Origin of the sequence: Rathayibacter sp. Leaf296 (genome assembly GCF_001423045.1) — a bacterium.
Taxonomy (GTDB): domain Bacteria; phylum Actinomycetota; class Actinomycetes; order Actinomycetales; family Microbacteriaceae; genus Rathayibacter; species Rathayibacter caricis.
In genome coordinates this window covers 541,210-557,714 of the sequence record NZ_LMNR01000002.1, presented here as the reverse complement: position 1 = coordinate 557,714, position 16,505 = coordinate 541,210, and the positions used below count along the sequence as shown (strand labels likewise).

Here is a 16,505-nt window from a genome sequence, read left to right as displayed (position 1 = left end):
CGCCGCCCTCCGTCACCCTGGACGCATGCAGCCGAGCGACCCGGTCCAGCCGTTCCGCCTCTCGATCCCCGACGCCGAGATCGCCGATCTCCGCGCCCGCCTGACCTCCCGTCGGCCCCCGTCGCCGCTCCCCGGCGACGACTGGGCGACAGGCGTGCCCGAGTCCGTGCTCGCCTCGATGCTCGAGCACTGGCGCCGGTTCGACTGGCGCGCCTACGAGGCGGACCTGAACGCGCTGCCGCAGTTCACGACCGTGATCGACGGGCAGACCCTCCACTTCATCCACGTCGTCTCCCCGGTCGAGGGCGCCCTGCCGGTGCTCCTGCTGCACGGATGGCCGGGCTCGTTCCTGGAGTTCCGCGCGCTGATCGAGCCGCTCACCGACCCGGAGCGGCACGGCGGGGACCGCGACGACGCGGTGAGCGTCGTCGTCCCGAGCCTGCCCGGCTTCGGGTTCTCGACACCGCTGGTCGGCTCGGACTGGGGCGCGACGAGGATCGCCGAGGTCCTCGCCGAGCTGATGGACCGCCTGGGCTACGACCGGTTCGCGGTGCAGGGCGGCGACGTGGGCGCGGGAGTCGCTCCGGAGCTCGGCCGCGTCGCGCCGGACCGCGTGGTGGGTGTGCACGTCAACGGCGCCGTCGACTTCGCCACGGGGCTCGACGAGGACGCCGTCGCAGCCCTCTCTCCGCTCGAGCGCGACCGCGTGGCGCGCATCGAGCGGTTCCTGCGGGACGAGGCGGGATACATCGCGATCCAGTCCACCCGGCCGGGCCTGATCGGTGCGGCGCTCGCCGACTCGCCCGCAGGGCTGATGGCGTGGATCCTCGACAAGCTCACGGCCTGGTCGGTGCCGCAGGAGGCCTCGGCCGCGGACGTCCTCGGTCTCGACTTCGTCCTGGCCGACGTCTCCCTCTACTGGTACACCCGCTCGGCAGGCTCCTCCGCCTTCGTCGGCTACGCGCAGGGCGGGGGCTGGGGAGTGACGCCCGAGAACTCCGGTGTGCCGACCGCGTCGCTCCAGTTCCAGCACGACATCGGGATCCGCAGCGTCGACGAGCGGTCGAACACGATCGTCCGCTGGACGGATGTCGAGGATCGCGGGGGCCACTTCGCGGCGCTCGAGGAACCGGAGCTCCTCATCGAGGACCTCCGGGCGTTCCTGCGCACGGTGCGCGGGACGGTCGCGCGGCCCTGATCCGCCCGCGCTCTCAAGGGCGAGGGGACAGGGGGAAGGGAGGGCGCGTTCACCGCGCGCCCTCCCTTCCACGTCGTCCCGGAAAGCCGATCGAGCCGGATGTCCGACCGATTCATCGGCATCGATCCAGAAGCCCGACTATCTCGTGCAGTCGGAATTGCTCACCGGGTCCTTGCCGGAATTCGAGCACGAGGCTGTATTGCCCCAGGTCGACCAGTCCGAAGGATTGTGCAGATAGACCGGATAGGCGGGGGAATTCGCGACGTGATTCGCCGTGACGAGGTTCTTGTTGCCCGATCCGTCTTCACGCGTGATCACCTGAATTCCGTACATCCGCGGGTTGGACAGGGTGTTCCCGGCGGCCGTCCATCCGTTGCCGGAGACCATCGTCAGCGACAGCACGTCGGTCGAGATCCGCGAGCCGCGGGCGACGACGTTGCCGATGATGTGACCGTCCCACGTCCCCTCCTTCGCCTCGATGGGCTCGGCGCCCGTGTCGCGGATGACGTTGTCGATCACCAGGTTGCGGTTCGACTTGTCCGGGGCGCAGCCGTTGTACTCGCACCAGTTGCGGTCGGAGGTGCCGACGTAGACGCCCTCGCCGTACTTCGCGGTGACGAGTCCCGTGCGGCTGATCGTCGAGCCCACGATGAGCGAGTCCACGGTCTGGTTGCGGAAGTGCACACCCTCGTAGCCGATCTCGGAGACCGTCAGATCCGCGATCCGGACCTCCGAGCTCGCGAGCACGTGGACGCCCTGGAACGCGTTGCGCACCGAGAAGCCGACGAGGTGCACGTTGTGAACGTCCTTGAGGGTCAGGGCGATGCCGGAGCCCGTGCTGCCGGTGGAGAGCACCGCGTTCGGGGAGCCGCACAGCCAGACCCCCGCGGCGCTGTCGGGGATCGAGCGCAGGTTGAAGGCGCCGGTGTACAGACCGTCCGCCATGCGGATGACCTGCCCGGGGCGGGCGCCGACGAGGGCGCTGTTCAGCTCCGAGGCGGTGCGCACGGTCTTCGTCGGAGTCGGGCAGTCCGAGGCGGCCTGCAGCGCGGCCCGCGTGCTCATCTGCTCACCGGTGACAGTGGTCGGCGCGGTGACCGTGGACCTGCGGCCGTCGCTGTCGCGGGCGGTGATCCAGTAGGAGTGGGCCACGCCGAGGGCCGCGTCCTCGTCGCGGTACTGACGGACCGGATCGGCGACCGTCGCGATCGTCTCGTCGCCGGAGCCGGAGGAGCGGTGCACGTCGTAGGAGACGACGTCGGAGGAGAACGGCGCGTTCCAGCCGAGGACGTAGCCGTCCACGAGGGGGAACGCCTGCACTCCACCGACGGCCAGGCCGTCGCCGGCCAGCTCGAACGCGTCGATGATCAGGTTCTTGTCGCTGGACGCCCAGTTCTTCCGCCCGGTGTAGGCGATCTTGACCGTGTGGACCGTGTCGGCCAGGTCCGAGCGCTCGAACACCGGCACCTGGTACTTCGTGGTGGAGCTGTAGCGGTCGACGGAGGCGACGACCTTGCCGTCGATGGACACGTCCGCGATCCCGGAGGTGGGGGTGGTGCGGCTGAGCCAGCGGAACGAGGTCCCGGCGAAGGTGAACTGCACATTGCCGGCGCCGTTCAGGTACTCGATCGTCCCTCCGCTGTCACCGCCGGTCATGGTGCGCCAGTCTCCGGAGTAGTCGAGCTTCCAGTGGCTGCCCTCGACTCGCAGCGGGTCGGTGCCGCTGGGCGCGAAGTCGGCCGTGGGGGTCGGAGTGGGCGGCGCCGTCGGAGTCGAGGTCGGGCGCGGAGTGGCGGTCGGAGTCGCCGTCGGCGTGGCCGTCGCGGTCGGCGTGGGGGAGGGGCTCGGCTCCGTGGACGAGGCCTCCCGGCCGAGCTCGAACGCGTCGATGATCAGATTCGCATCGGTCGCCGCAGGGTTCTTCTCGCCGGTGTAGGCGATCTTCACGGTGTGCACCTGGTCCGGGAGCCCGATCCTGGTGAGGACCGGCACCTGGTACTGCGTCGACGACGAGTAGCGGTCGACCTCGGTCAGGAGCTTGCCGTCGAGGTAGACGTTCGCGATCCCCGAGGTCACTCCGGTGCGGCTGATCCAGCGGAACGCGGTGCCGGTGAATTTGAACTGCACCCAGCCCTCGCTGTTGAGATAGGCGATACCGCCGCCGCTGTCACCGCCCGACATATCGCGCCAGGAACCCGAATAGGTGAGATCGGCACTGCTTTCCTGCACCCTTATCGGGGTGGTCGGAGTGGGTTGGAGAATTGCTGCGGAAGCCGGTTGCGCCATCCCGCCGACGGCCAGAAGAGAGACCAGTGCGACGGCGAGAGCGCCGAATCGGAATCGGTGTGAGGAGGACGCGGCAGTGGGGGCTGCGCGCGCAGAGAACGAGAAAGGCAAGAGAACTCCGCAGGATCTCGAGGAAAGGGGATTGCCTCGAATCTACGTAGCCTTTATCGTCCTCTTTCCGATCGGAGCATTAATCGGGTTGGGCCTCCCCCAGACGGGCCGCACCATCGGCGGAGGCTCCCACCGCTCAGGAAGCACGCGTCCCCCTCCCGGGGCGCACGGCTATCGTGCGGGGATGCCCACGAGCGACGAGACCTGGACCCTGGCCGACCACGACGTCCCGCTGTACCGCAGCGGGGAGGGCGAGCGGGCCCTCATCCTGATCCACGAGGTGTGGGGAGTGGACGGGCACATCCGCTCGGTCGCCGACCGCTACGCGGCCGAGGGGTTCCGCGTCGTCGCCCCCGAGCTGCTCGCCGACAGCGGGCTGCTCGAGCAGCTCGACACCGAGCAGCGGGCCGACTACGACCACCCCGTGCGGCGGCTGCCGCGGCAGGTCGAGCTGCGCACCTTCTTCGCGCCGGTGTTCACTCCCGAGCACGCGGCACGGAGCGTCGCGATCCTCCGCGCGCTCGTCACCCGCCTGCTGAGCGAGGACGGAGTGACGAGCGTCTCGGTCACCGGCTTCTGCTACGGCGGCACGTTCAGCTGGGCGCTGGCGCTCGCCGAGCGGCGACTCGCGGCGGCCGTCCCCTTCTACGGGCACGTCACGGCGTCCGACGAGGAGCTCGCGGCCCTCGAGGTGGGCGTGCTGGCCTTCGTCGGCGATCAGGATGCGCCGCTCGTCGCCCAGGTGCCCCGGATCCGCGAGGCGACGGCCGGGGAGGACGTCGAGGTGATCGTCTACCCGGGGGCGGGCCACGCCTTCTTCAACGACTCGAACGAGGGCACCTACGTCCCGGAGGCGGCGGCCGACTCGTGGACGCGGGCACTCGCGTTCCTCCGGGCCCGCGCGATCTGACACGCGCCTCCGCCGAACGGAGCATCGGCTGAGAACGGCCCTCGGCGACCATCGTGTCCGACGACCGCTCTCAGCCGACGTTCCGTTCACGCCGCCTCGGTCACCCGGCCCCCCTTCAGGTGCAGCCGACGCTGAGCGCGGCGGGCCACGGCGGAGTCGTGCGTCACGATCACGAGCGTCAGCCCGCGCTCGGTCCAGAGCGTCTCGAGCAGGGTCATGATGTCGTCGCGGGTGTCCTCGTCGAGGGCGCCGGTCGGCTCGTCGGCGAGCAGCACCCGGGGCCTCTTGACCAGGGCGCGGGCGATCGCGACCCGCTGCTGCTGCCCGCCCGACAGCTGGGCCGGGAGGTGCTCGCCGCGGTCGGCGAGTCCGACGGAGGCGAGGGCCTCGCGGGAGCGCTCCGTCCGCTCGGCGGCGGGCATCCGCTGCGGTGCGAGGGCCGTCTCGACGTTCTCGAGGGCGGTGAGCGTCGGGATCAGGTTGAAGCTCTGGAACACGATCCCCACCTCGGTCGCCCGCACCGCGGCGAGCCGGCGATCGCGGACGGAGGAGATCTCGTGCTCGCCGAGGACGACCGTGCCCGAGGTGGGCCGGTCGAGCGCGCCGAGCATCTGGAGCAGCGTCGACTTGCCGCCGCCCGTCGGCCCCTGGATCGCGACCATCTGGCCGTCCGGGATGGTGAGGGTGACGTCCTTCAGCGCGGTGACCGCGGTCTTCGCGCCGGAGTAGCTCTTGGTGACGTTCGTGAGGGTGTACATGTCGTCCTTCTGGTGGGAGAGATCGGAGGGGATGCTCGGTCAGCCGACCGAGCGGAGCGCCGCGGCGGGGCGCAGGCGCGCGGCCCGCCAGCCGCCGATCGTGCCGGCGAGCAGTCCGCCGAGGACCGCGAGGCCGACGGCGAGGAGGATCACCGGGATCGTGACCGGGAGCGAGAGCGCGACCTCCGTGGCCGCCACCGGTGCTCCCGGGCCGAACCCTCCTCCGGGGCCGCCCGCGGACGTCGAGGCGGAGGTGCCCGACAGGGTGGGCGCGACGGCGTTCACGATCGTGATGCCGAGGAGGCCGATCGCGATGCCGGCGGCGCCTCCGATCAGGCCCTGCACGACCGATTCGCCCGCGACCTGGCGCACGACGCGGCCGTTCGACCAGCCGATCGCCTTCAGGGTGCCGAACTCGCGGGTGCGGCGGGTGACGCCCGAGATCGTGAAGAGCGTCGCGATCAGGAACGCGGCGGCCAGGACCAGCAGCGAGAGCCAGGTGCCGAGGTCCGCGACGAGGTCGCCGGCCGTCGACAGCGAGCCCGAGACGGAGGAGGCGAGGTCGGCCTGCGTTGAGACGGTGCTGTCGGGCAGCGCGGCCTCGAGATCGGCCTTAATCCCCGCGATGTCCTCGGAGGACGCGGCCTGGACGTAGACCGAGGAGATCATCCCGGTCTCGCCCGAGAGCGTCTGCGCGACGTCGAGCGGGACGTAGGTGTCGTAGGCGGTGCTCGCGTCGGGGGAGTCGGTCGTGACGACGCCGATCACGGTGAACGCGGTGCCGCCGATCTCGAGGGTCGAGCCGACCGACAGGGCCGCCGCGGTGGCGTAGGAGGAGTCGAGCACGACGACGTCCTGCCCCGCGTCCGCGGCGGTGAAGGTGCGCCCATCGGTGAGGACGACGTCGGCGAGCGGGCCGATCGCACTGCCCGTGGGGTCGAGGCCGAGCACCGAGAACGAGTCGACGCCGAAGGAGGAGCCGCCTGCGCCCCCGGTCGGAGCCTCGCCGGGCGCCGCGGTCTGCGACCGGTCCGGCATCTCGCCGCTGAACGTGGTGCTCGTGAGCGAGAGCACGCCGATCGCCGTCTGCACGCCGTCGACCCCGAGGGCCGTGTCGAGGGCCGAGGCGTCGAACGCGGTGGTCCCGCGGTCGACCTCCAGGCGCGACCGGCTGACCGAGGTGGTGCCGCCGTCGGTGGTGCCGTCGTCCCCGCCGAAGTCGAAGCGCTGGCCGCCGGCCCCGCCCTCGGCCGGCGCGGTCGCGGCCTGCGTGACGGTGATGTCGGTGCCGACCCCGTAGACGGAGCCGAGGACGGACGCCTGCGCGGTCCGCACCCCCGCGGCGAACGAGGTGACGAGGATCACGAGGGCGATGGCGAGCGCGAGACCCGCGGCGACGACGACCGTCTGCCGTCGCCGGTTCGTGAACTCCCTGCGGAGGTAGGTGGTGAACATCGTGTCCTTCTGGTCGAGGTGGAATGCCCCGGGACGGGGCGCGCAGCGGAGTCGTCCGCTCGATGCCCGACCGTAGGGACGGCGGTTCTGCGCGGCGTCTCGACCGGCTGTGCCACGGCTATGAGCCGGTGATCGCCCCGGAGGGTCGTGCGCGAAGCGGGATTCCGCGCCACTTCTCGACGCACGCGGCCCGTCGATCGAGGGAGCGAGCGGGGAGTGAGTCGGGTCGCACACGACGTCCCGCGCCGCTGCACCGGCTCCTCCGTGCGTGTGGGCGCCGCAGGATAGCCCCACCGAGGCTCCCTCACGATCTGGCGCGGGACGTCGCCTGCGTCTCCGCCGCTCCTACTTTTCCGGGAGACGCGTCGTCGACGCCGCCACCCCGTCCCGCCCCCGTCGAAAGGCAGCCCGTGCCCGAGAACACCCTGTCCCGCCGCTTCCTCGCCACCTCCGCTCTCTGGAGCGTCCCGGTCGTCGCCGTGGCCGTCGCCACTCCGGCGGCCGCCGCGTCGGCACCCCCGTTCGACCTCGTCGTGACCGTGACCTGCCTCTCCGGCAAGGTCCCGCGGTTCACGATCACAGAGGCGAACGGCGGAGTGATCCTCGCCGGCACCGTCCTGACGATCACCGGCAGCGCCCTCCCCCTCGTCACGCTGAGCACCACGGGCGCCGTCATCGGCCGCCTCGGCCCCGGTCGCGCGTCCCGTCCGCTGACGGTCTCAGCCGACACCCCCGTCCTGACGATCGATCTCTGGAAGGTGTCGGGGATCTTCGCGGAGTCGGACTTCACCGTGGCCGTGACGAGCCTGCCCGCCGGATACACCGACTCCGCTGCCGCGAACGACTCCGCCTCGATCGGGATGTCCGGCGTGGTCGCCTCCGGTGGCCTCTTCGTCGGGATCTGCGCCTAGCTCCTCGCCCTTCCCCCGCGCGCCGTCGCGGTCCTAGGCTCGCGCTCAACCGGAACGAGCCGACGGAGGCGCCGATCATGACTGCGACACGCGAGAGCACGACCGCACCGCCGGAGCTGAAGCGGGTCCTCGGACCCAAGCTCCTCCTCCTGTTCGTCGTCGGGGACATCCTCGGCACCGGCATCTACGCCCTCACCGGTCAGGTCGCCGCCGAGGTGGGCGGAGCGGCCTGGCTGCCGTTCCTGATCGCCTTCGTCGTCGCCACCCTCACCGCCTGCTCGTACCTCGAGCTCGTGACGAAGTTCCCGCAGGCGGCGGGAGCCGCGCTCTACGCCCACAAGGCGTTCGGCATCCACTTCGTCACCTTCCTGGTCTGCTTCACGGTGATGGCGAGCGGCATCACCTCGGCGTCGGCCGCCTCCGGAGCGTTCGCGAGCAACTTCGCCATCGGCTTCGGCCTGGGGGAGGGGGCCGGCGTCAAGATCACGATCGCGCTGGTCTTCATGGTGCTGATCGCGCTCGTGAACCTCCGCGGCGTGGCCGAGAGCGTGGGCCTGAACGTGGTCCTGACCCTCATCGAGCTCTCGGGCCTGCTGCTCGTGATCTTCGTCTGCTTCTTCGCCGTGTTCGGCGGGCAGGCCGACTTCTCCCGGGTCGTCGCGTTCGAGACGTCGGGCGACAAGTCGCTGCTGCTCGCGGTGAGCACGGCCACCTCGCTCGCGTTCTTCGCGATGGTCGGCTTCGAGGACTCGGTGAACATGGCCGAGGAGACCAAGGAGCCCAGCCGCATCTTCCCGAAGGTCATGCTCACCGGGCTCGGCATCACCGCGGTGGTCTACATCCTCGTCTCGACCCTCGCGGTCGCGATCGTGCCGGTGGGCGAGCTGGCCGGCAACGACACTCCGCTCGTCACGGTCGTCGAGACCGCCGCGCCCGACTTCCCGATCTCGACCCTGCTGCCGTTCATCTCGCTGTTCGCGGTCGCCAACAGCGCCCTGATCAACATGATGATGGCGAGCCGCCTGCTCTACGGCATGAGCAAGCAGGGCGTGCTGCCGCCGTTCCTGAAGAACGTGCTCCCGGGGCGCCGGACCCCGTGGGCGGCGATCCTGTTCACCACGGTCATCGCGCTGCTGCTCACCGCGTACGTGTCGCGCGACCCGCAGAACCCGATCGCGGTCCTGCTCGGCGGCACCACGTCGCTCCTGCTCCTCGCGGTCTTCGCCGTGGTGAACGTCTCGGTCCTCGTGCTGCGGCGGCAGCCGGTGGACCACCAGCACTTCCGGACGCCCACGGTGCTGCCGGTGCTCGGCGCGATCGCCTGCGTCTACCTGGTGCTGCCGATCACCTCCGGGCGCGACATCGCGCAGTACGAGATCGCGGCGGTGCTCCTCGTGATCGGCGTGCTGCTGTGGTTCGCGACCTTCGTCGACCGCCGGGTCCGCGGCTACGCCCGCTCGGCAGCGGTGGAGGAGCCCGAGCAGCCGGCGGATGCGCACAGCGACCGCATCGACCGCCCATAGCGTCCTCATAGGCTTCTCCCGATACTGGGAGTCATGCCCGCCCCCTCGAAGCACCTCGCCCCCGCGCAGCGCACCCGCCTCACGCGCGCCGACGGATCCCCGATCCGCGTCCTCGTCGTCGATGACGAGAGCACCCTCACCGACCTGCTCCAGATGGCGCTGCGCTACGAGGGCTGGGAGGTGCGCACCGCGGCCGAGGGCCGCTCGGCGATCACGATCGCCCGCGAGTTCCGCCCCGACGTGATCGTGCTCGACGTGATGCTGCCCGACATCGACGGACTGCAGGTGCTGCAGCGGGTGCGCGCCGACGGCAGCCAGACGCCCGTGCTCTTCCTCACCGCGAAGGACGCGCTCGACGACCGCATCGCCGGTCTCACCGCCGGCGGCGACGACTACGTCACCAAGCCGTTCTCGCTCGAGGAGCTCGTGGCCCGGATGCGCGGCCTCATCCGCCGCAGCACCCTGCTCGCGAACGACGTCGACGACCCGCGCGTGATCGTGGGCGACCTGGTGCTCGACGAGGACAGCCACGAGGTGCGCCGCGGGGACACCGAGATCGAGCTCACCGCCACCGAGTTCGAGCTGCTGCGCTTCCTGATGCGGAACCCGCGCCGGGTGCTGAGCAAGGCGCAGATCCTCGACCGGGTCTGGTCGTACGACTTCGGCGGCAAGTCGAGCGTGGTCGAGATCTACATCTCCTACCTCCGCAAGAAGATCGACGCCGGACGCGCGCCGATGATCCACACGGTGCGCGGCGCCGGCTACCTGCTGAAGCCCGCCGACTAGTGGCCCGCCCCGGCTTCGGCGACTTCGCGACCCGCTCGGCCCTGCGCGGCTCCCGATCGCGGCGCTCCGGCGGGCGTGCGCCGTGGACGCTGCGGCGCCGGATGGTCCTCGCCGTCGTCCTGATGGTCGCGATCACCGCGGGGGTCGTCGGCGCGGTCAGCGTGCTGTCGCTCCGGGGGATCCTCTACGAGAGCACCGACGCGCAGCTCTCCCAGTCCCTGACGCGGCTGCAGGAGTTCGACGGCCCCGGGCAGTTCGCCGGGCCCTCGGCCATCGAACGCGCCACGACCTGCCCGAGCGGCTCGTTCGGCGGCCCGAACCAGAACCTCAGCACCATCACGGCCGTGCAGAACGCCGACGGCTCGTTCGTCGGCGCCTACATCGACGCGGACGGGGACTGCCGCGAGTTCGCGGAGCAGCCGGACTCGGTGCTCGCGCAGTCCATCGCCGCAGGCGGGGCCGAGACGACGGTCGATCTGGGCGGGGTCCTCGGGGAGTACCGCACGCAGGCGGCCGTCGTGGACGGCTCCGTGGTCGTCGTCGGTGTGCCGCTGGGCGAGACGACGGAGGTGCTGAGCTCGCTGACCGGAGTGGTGGTCGCGATCACGCTGCTCGCGATGCTGCTCGTCGCGCTGATCGCGACCGCGATCATCCGGGTCGCGCTGCGGCCGCTGGACCGGGTGGAGGCGACCGCCACGCGCGTCGCCGAGCTGCCGCTCGAGCGCGGCCAGGTCGAGCTGGTCGAGCGGGTCCCGGAGGAGGACGCCGACACCCGCACCGAGGTCGGCCGGGTGGGCGCCGCCTTCAACCGGATGCTCGACCACGTCACCGGGGCGCTGCAGGCCCGCGAGGCGAGCGAGAACAAGGTGCGGCAGTTCGTCGCCGACGCCTCGCACGAGCTGCGCACGCCCCTCGCCGCGATCCGCGGCTACGCCGAGCTGCCCCGCCGCTCCGGATCGGAGCTGCCCGAGACGGCCGCCCACTCCCTCGACCGCATCGAGTCGGCCGCCACCCGCATGACCTCGCTCGTCGAGGACCTCCTTCTCCTCGCGCGGCTCGACGAGGGCCGCGACCTCGAGAAGGAGCCGGTGGACCTGACGATGCTGCTGATCGAGGCGGTCTCGGACGCGCACGTCGCCGGCCCGGACCACGACTGGGACCTCGACCTGCCGGAGGAGCCGGTCGAGATCCGCGGCGACGGCTTCCGACTGCACCAGGTGGTCGCGAACCTGCTGCGGAACGCGTCGGTGCACACGCCCGCCGGCACACGGGTGGTGGCGGCGCTCGCCGAGGAGCGCGACCCGGCCGGCCGGCCGATCGCGGTCGTCACGGTCACCGACTCCGGCCCGGGCATCGCTCCGGAGCTCGTGCCCGTGCTGTTCGAGCGCTTCGCGCGCGGCGACTCGTCGCGCGCCCGGACGACCGGCTCGACCGGCCTCGGCCTCGCGATCGTGGCCGCGGTCGTCGACGCCCACGGCGGACGCGTGCTCGTCGACGCGGAGCCCGGCCGCACCGCGTTCCGCGTCGAGTTGCCGGCCGACTGACGCCCGCCTAGACCGACACCCCGATGCGGCGCCGGGCGTCGTCGAGCGTCCGCACGACCTGCACGACCTCGTCGAGCGGGTGCAGCGGCGACTCCGTACGTCCCTCGGCCAGGTAGGTCGCCAGGTGCACGGCCTCCCAGGCCAGACCCTCGCCGTCGCGCAGCGGCGACTCGTCGAGCCAGGTGCCGGAGTCGTCCCCGCGCGTGAGCGTCACTCCGCCCGGTCGCCAGAAGGCCGGGTGCACGTCGATCCGGCCCTCGCTGCCCGCGACGCTCGCGGCCTGCAGGGTGTCGGCCAGCACGGTCGAGGTCGCGAGCGACTGCACGCCGCCCGCGTGGCGGCCGACGATCGTGGCGGTCGCGTCGACTCCGGTCTCGGTCAGCCCTCCCGACACGACGGTGCTCTGCGGGGTGCCGGCGACCATCGAGACGAACGAGGACGCGTAGACGCCGACGTCGAGCAGTCCGCCGCCCGCCAGCGCGGGGTCGAAGATGCGGCTCGTCGGGTCGAACGGGAACGCCGCGCCGAAGTCGGCCGAGACCAGGGCGGGCGCGCCGACCGCGCCGTCCTCCATCAGGCGGCGCACGACGTCCATGTGCGGGAGGTAGCGCATCCACATCGCCTCCATGGCGAAGACGCCGGCGTCGCGCGCGGCGTGCACGATCATCTCGGCCTCGCCCGGAGTCGGCGCGAACGGCTTCTCGACCAGGATGTGCTTGCCCGCGGCGATGGCGAGCAGCGCCTGCCGCGCGTGCTCCGAGTGCGGGGAGGCGATGTAGACGACGTCGACCTCGGGGTCGTTCACGACCGCCTCGTAGCCGGCCCAGGCCCGGGCGATGCCGAAGCGGGTCGCGAACTCCTGCGCGCGCTCGAGTGAGCGCGACCCGACCGCCACGACCTCCTGGCGCGTGTGCTTCCGCAGCGCGGTGACGAAGCTCGTGGCGATGCCGCCCGGGGCCAGGATCCCCCACTTCAGAACGGGGGAGTCGAGGAGGGAGGGGAGCCGGGGTTCCGGGAGCGTCAGTGCCATCCCTCCACGCTAGGGCCCGGGTGCGGGCGTGCGCGAGGGGTCGACGACGGAGGGGTCAGCGCTGGGGTCAGCGCCCGCGCCGCAGCACGCGCTGCAGCAGCGGCACCGGCTCCCGCTCCGTCGGCTCCTCCACCTCCAGCCCGTAGAAGCGGCCGATGTCGCCGACGAACGCCGCACGCCGGGCCCTGTCGTAGGCGCGCAGCTCGCGGCCGAACGCGATCACCGTCGCGACGCACATCAGGATCATCACCACGCTGAACGGCAGCGCCGACAGGATCGCCGCCGTCTGCAGCGCGTCGAGGCCGCCCGCGATCAGCAGCGCGATCGCGAGCAGCGCCGTCGCCAGGGCGAAGAAGACGCGGATCGGGTTCTTCGGCTCGACGGAGCCGCCGGTCGCGATCATGGCCATCACCAGGGCGCCGGAGTCGGCCGAGGTGACGAAGAAGACGCCGATCAGGAGGATCGCGCCGAACGTCACGACGACGCCTCCCGGCAGGTCCGCCAGCATCTGGAAGAGCGCGAGGTTCGAGTCGACGGAGCCGTCCGCTCCGACCAGCCCGCCCGAGCCGTACAGCTCGCGGTACAGGGCCGTGCCGCCGAGCACGCTGAACCAGAGGAACGTCATGATCGTCGGCACCAGGAGTACCCCGGCGACGAATTCGCGCACCGTGCGGCCCTTCGAGACGCGGGCGATGAAGATGCCGACGAACGGCGCCCACGACATCCACCAGCCCCAGTAGAACGTGGTCCAGGTGCCCTGCCAGGCCTCGCCGTCCGCTCCCGCGAAGGCGCTGACGGTGAAGGAGAGGCCGAGGAAGTTCTGCAGGTAGTTGCCGATCGACTGCACGAACTCGCGCAGGAGGAACTGGGTCGGGCCGGCGAACAGCACGAACAGCAGCAGGGCGCCCGCGAGGATCAGATTCCCGGTCGAGAGCCACTTCATGCCGCGCCCGACGCCGGAGACGAGCGAGAGGATCGTGAGGCCGATGACCACGGCGATCACGACGAGCTGGACGGTGAGCGAGGACTCGACGATCCCCACCGCCTCGAGCCCGGCCGAGATCTGCGTGACGCCGAGGCCGAGCGAGGTCGCGACTCCGAAGACCGTGCCGATCAGCGCGACCACGTCGATCGCGTTGCCCCAGCCTCCGCGCACGCGACGGCCCAGCAGCGGCTCGAGCGCCCAGCGGATCGAGACGGGGCGCCCTCGGCGGTGGATCGCGTAGGCGAGGGCGAGGCCGACCACGACGTAGATCGACCAGGCGTGCACGCCCCAGTGCAGGTAGGTCTGCGACAGGGCGCTCTGCGCGAGCTGCTGCTCGGTGCCCGTCACTCCGGGCCGCGGGTTCGAGAAGTGGTTCAGCGGCTCGGCGACTCCGTAGAAGACGAGGCCGATGCCCATGCCGGCGGCGAAGAGGAGGGAGATCCACGCGAGCATCGAGAACTCGGGCTCGTCGTCGTCCTTGCCGAGCTTGATGTCGCCGAAGCGGCTGACGCCCATCCAGATCGCGAAGGCCACGAACGCGGCGGCGAGGAGCACGTAGTACCAGCTGAAGGTGTCGACCACCGTGGTCTGGAGGGAGGAGAACACCGCCGTCGCGGTGCCGGGTGCGAGCAGAGCGAAGGCGACGATCGCGAGGATCAGTGCGGCGGCGGGCCAGAAGACCCAGGGCGCCAGGCGCTCCGTGGGCCGGGCGGAGCCGGTCGTGACCGGTGACTCGGACATGGTGGAACCCTCTCGTCGAAACGGACAAGGGTACACGGCGCCCTCCGGGGCCCCTCTAGGCTCGGCCCGTGACCTCCACCGCTCCTGCACCCCGCCGCCGCAACGTCCCCGGCGTGATCGCCTTCGTCCTCGCCGTGCTGCTGACCGTCACGCAGATCGTCCAGGTGTGCCTGACGACGATCGTGCCGGTGCTCGCCTACCGCAACGGGCTCGGTGCCACCGACATCGGAGCGGTGTTCGTGGTGATCGGGATCGGGCAGCTGATCCTCGCGGCCCTCACCGCGATCCTGGGCGTCGTCGGCGTCTCGCGCCGCGGACTCCCGAAGGTGCTGGCCGCGATCGCCCTCGGGGCCGGGGCCAACGGGGTGATCGTGCAGCTGTCGGCGCTGATCCTGCCTCCGCTGATCGGCGTCGGCCTGTCCTGACGACTCGCGCCCGGGCTCAGCGCCCGGCGTCGTAGTGGTTCTGGATCTGGGCCTGCGTGAGGACCGTCGAGTAGACGGCGGCGTACCGCAGGCTGCCGGTGAAGTAGGCGGCACCGACGTTCGTCCAGGAGCCGCCGAGCGTGTCGCCGCCGATCTTCCAGTAGCCGGTGGTGTTCTCCGGGTTCCGGAAGGCCGTGTTCGAGGCGACGCGCTGGCCGTCGAGCCAGAGGCTCAGCCCGGTCGTGGGGGACAGGGTCGAGACCACGTGGTGCCAGGCTCCGTCGTTGACGACGCCGGGGCTCGTGATCGCTTCGACGCCGTTGTTGTAGATGCCGAACATCAGCTTGCCGTTGGCGCCGATGTAGGTGTGCCGGTCGTACTGGCTGCCGCCGGCCGTCTGCGAGGCGCCGAAGGAGAACAGCTTCCCGCCGGCGACGGTGGTCTTGAACCAGATCTCGGTGCTGAACGTGGTGGGGTTGGTGATCTGCAGCGGCGTGGTCATGTGCTGGCTGCTCGAGGCGGCGAGCTGCCACGAGCCGCCGGGGTCGCGCGGGCACGCCTTGGGCGTCGTGGGTGAGCTGACCATGCCGTTGCGGTAGGTGCCGGCGCGGTTGGCGGTGCCGGTGACGACATCGGGGGCGGTCGCCGAGTTGGAGGCCTGCCCGAGGGTGTAGGCGAAGAGGGCGCTGCTCCTGTCGGCCGCGAAGGCCGAGTCGCAGGTGAAGAACGCGGCGGAGCTGCCGACCGTGTTGGTCGAGTTGAGGATCGACGCGGTGTAGGCGCCGGAGGTGGCGGGGGTGAGCAGCAGCGCCCCGGCGAGCGCGGCGGCGGCGACGGCCGCGGTGGCCTTCCGCGGCTGCGCGAGGGCGGCGCGGAGGCGCGCGAGCAGCGGGATCCGGGCGACGCGGTGGCGGCTCATCGGGCCGCCTCCTTCCCGGCGGCGCGGCGACCGTGCTCCCCGGTGCGCTCGGTCGCCGCGGGCAGACCGATCACGAGCGTGTAGATCAGGGGCAGCGCGCAGAGCAGTGCGAACACGACCCAGCCCCAGAACGGCAGGTGCAGAGCGGAGGAGACGCTGTACCAGTCCTGCTCGTTCGCCGGGACGCGGAGCCGGCCGACCTCGCCCGAGACGAGATCGAGCGGAGCGGCTCCCTCGGCGCTGACGCGGATCGGGAGGAGGCCGGTCGAGACCAGCGTGGCGTCGGTGTACCCGTTCTCGACGGTGGCCTCGAGGACCACCAGGCCGACGAACGGGCGGAGGAGGAACACGGTGATCGAGGCGACGAGCGACAGTCCGAGCATCCGCATCGCCGCGCGGTGCGTGGGCGAGGGCAGCAGGCGGGTGAGCAGCTGCACCAGGACGGCGCCGGCGAGCAGGAGCGGGAGCCCCTTCGCGAGCCAGCCGAGGCCGGGGAGCGACGTGGTGACGGCTCCGATCAGCTGGTCGGGGCCGGTGGCCCACGGGTCGACCGCTCCGTTGATGTCGCCCTGGGTGACCAGCGTGCCGTCGGCGGCCAGGTCGACCACGCGGTGGGTGTAGGTCTCGTCCGGGGTCGTGGAGGGGTGGAAGCTGACGACGTCGCCGACCCGGACGTCCTCGATCGCGGTGGGGGCGGTGAGGACGAGCGTGCCGACCGGGGCGAAGGTGCCCATCGAGGGCGTCTGCACGATGAACCAGCGTCCGCCGGCGGAGTGGAAGAGGAGGGCGAGGGCGACCAGGCCGACGAGGACGGCGGAGGCGGTCCAGATCGCGGCGGTGCGCAGGGCGCTCGAGCGGCGCGACGGGGCGGGGGTGTCGGAGGCAGTGGGGGTGTCGGAGGGGGCGGAGGCGACGGGGGCGGT

The 16,505-nt window shown here is 71.5% G+C and carries 14 protein-coding genes; 7 read left to right on the top strand and 7 right to left on the bottom strand.

Translation table 11 applies throughout. The features are described from left to right. The first annotated feature begins 25 nt into the window (after positions 1 to 25). Complete coding sequence (locus tag ASF46_RS12800) at positions 26 to 1,198, top strand: epoxide hydrolase family protein (protein WP_056867935.1); 1,173 nt, start codon at positions 26 to 28, stop codon at positions 1,196 to 1,198. 138 nt (positions 1,199 to 1,336) lie between these two features. On the opposite strand, the gene ASF46_RS12795 is transcribed toward ASF46_RS12800, so the two are convergent. Further along, positions 1,337 to 3,427 (bottom strand): right-handed parallel beta-helix repeat-containing protein, encoded by a 2,091-nt coding sequence (locus ASF46_RS12795; protein ID WP_157602499.1) that lies wholly within the window; start codon positions 3,425 to 3,427, stop codon positions 1,337 to 1,339. A 352-nt stretch (positions 3,428 to 3,779) separates the two neighbouring features. Here ASF46_RS12795 and ASF46_RS12790 point away from each other — a divergent pair, with 352 nt between their 5' ends. Then, complete coding sequence (locus ASF46_RS12790; RefSeq protein ID WP_056867933.1) at positions 3,780 to 4,505, top strand: dienelactone hydrolase family protein; 726 nt, start codon at positions 3,780 to 3,782, stop codon at positions 4,503 to 4,505. An 86-nt stretch (positions 4,506 to 4,591) separates the two neighbouring features. On the opposite strand, the gene ASF46_RS12785 is transcribed toward ASF46_RS12790, so the two are convergent. Beyond that, positions 4,592 to 5,263, bottom strand: coding sequence for an ABC transporter ATP-binding protein (locus ASF46_RS12785; RefSeq protein WP_056867932.1), 672 nt, complete (start codon positions 5,261 to 5,263; stop codon positions 4,592 to 4,594). Between the two features lie 39 nt (positions 5,264 to 5,302). Beyond that, entirely contained in the window at positions 5,303 to 6,718 is a 1,416-nt protein-coding gene (locus ASF46_RS12780) for an ABC transporter permease (RefSeq protein WP_056867931.1), read from the bottom strand. Between the two features lie 410 nt (positions 6,719 to 7,128). Between ASF46_RS12780 and ASF46_RS12775 the strand changes: the two genes are divergently transcribed. The 4 genes from ASF46_RS12775 (at position 7,129) to ASF46_RS12760 (ending at position 11,482) form a co-directional block, all read left to right on the top strand. Further along, a complete protein-coding gene (locus ASF46_RS12775; protein WP_056867930.1) occupies positions 7,129 to 7,629 on the top strand; it encodes a hypothetical protein in 501 nt (166 codons plus the stop codon). Between the two features lie 77 nt (positions 7,630 to 7,706). Further along, on the top strand, positions 7,707 to 9,152 hold the full coding sequence (locus ASF46_RS12770; RefSeq protein WP_056867929.1) for an APC family permease: 1,446 nt from the start codon (positions 7,707 to 7,709) through the stop codon (positions 9,150 to 9,152). A gap of 33 nt (positions 9,153 to 9,185) precedes the next feature. After that, positions 9,186 to 9,938: a response regulator transcription factor gene (locus ASF46_RS12765; RefSeq protein WP_055790884.1), complete on the top strand. Its 753-nt coding sequence runs from the start codon at positions 9,186 to 9,188 to the stop codon at positions 9,936 to 9,938. Next, entirely contained in the window at positions 9,938 to 11,482 is a 1,545-nt protein-coding gene (locus tag ASF46_RS12760) for a sensor histidine kinase (RefSeq protein ID WP_235576946.1), read from the top strand. Before ASF46_RS12765 ends, ASF46_RS12760 begins: the two co-directional genes overlap by 1 nt. Before the next feature lie 7 nt (positions 11,483 to 11,489). On the opposite strand, the gene ASF46_RS12755 is transcribed toward ASF46_RS12760, so the two are convergent. Together ASF46_RS12755 and ASF46_RS12750 are read right to left on the bottom strand one after the other, a co-directional pair. Then, positions 11,490 to 12,512 carry a Gfo/Idh/MocA family protein gene (locus ASF46_RS12755; protein ID WP_056867928.1) on the bottom strand — a complete coding sequence of 341 codons (1,023 nt, stop codon included), beginning with the start codon at positions 12,510 to 12,512 and terminating at the stop codon, positions 11,490 to 11,492. A 67-nt stretch (positions 12,513 to 12,579) separates the two neighbouring features. After that, positions 12,580 to 14,238 (bottom strand): BCCT family transporter, encoded by a 1,659-nt coding sequence (locus tag ASF46_RS12750; RefSeq protein WP_056867927.1) that lies wholly within the window; start codon positions 14,236 to 14,238, stop codon positions 12,580 to 12,582. 68 nt (positions 14,239 to 14,306) lie between these two features. On the opposite strand from ASF46_RS12750, the gene ASF46_RS12745 reads away from it, so the two are divergent. Then, complete coding sequence (locus tag ASF46_RS12745; RefSeq protein ID WP_055790893.1) at positions 14,307 to 14,663, top strand: hypothetical protein; 357 nt, start codon at positions 14,307 to 14,309, stop codon at positions 14,661 to 14,663. 16 nt (positions 14,664 to 14,679) lie between these two features. On the opposite strand, the gene ASF46_RS12740 is transcribed toward ASF46_RS12745, so the two are convergent. Together ASF46_RS12740 and ASF46_RS12735 are read right to left on the bottom strand one after the other, a co-directional pair. Next, the gene (locus ASF46_RS12740; protein ID WP_082485476.1) at positions 14,680 to 15,582 is read right to left on the bottom strand and encodes a LamG domain-containing protein; all 903 of its coding nucleotides are present in this window, start codon (positions 15,580 to 15,582) and stop codon (positions 14,680 to 14,682) included. Continuing rightward, a partial coding sequence (locus ASF46_RS12735) for a S26 family signal peptidase (RefSeq protein WP_056867925.1) occupies positions 15,579 to 16,505 on the bottom strand: 927 nt, incomplete at its 5' end. The genes ASF46_RS12740 and ASF46_RS12735, both read right to left, overlap by 4 nt.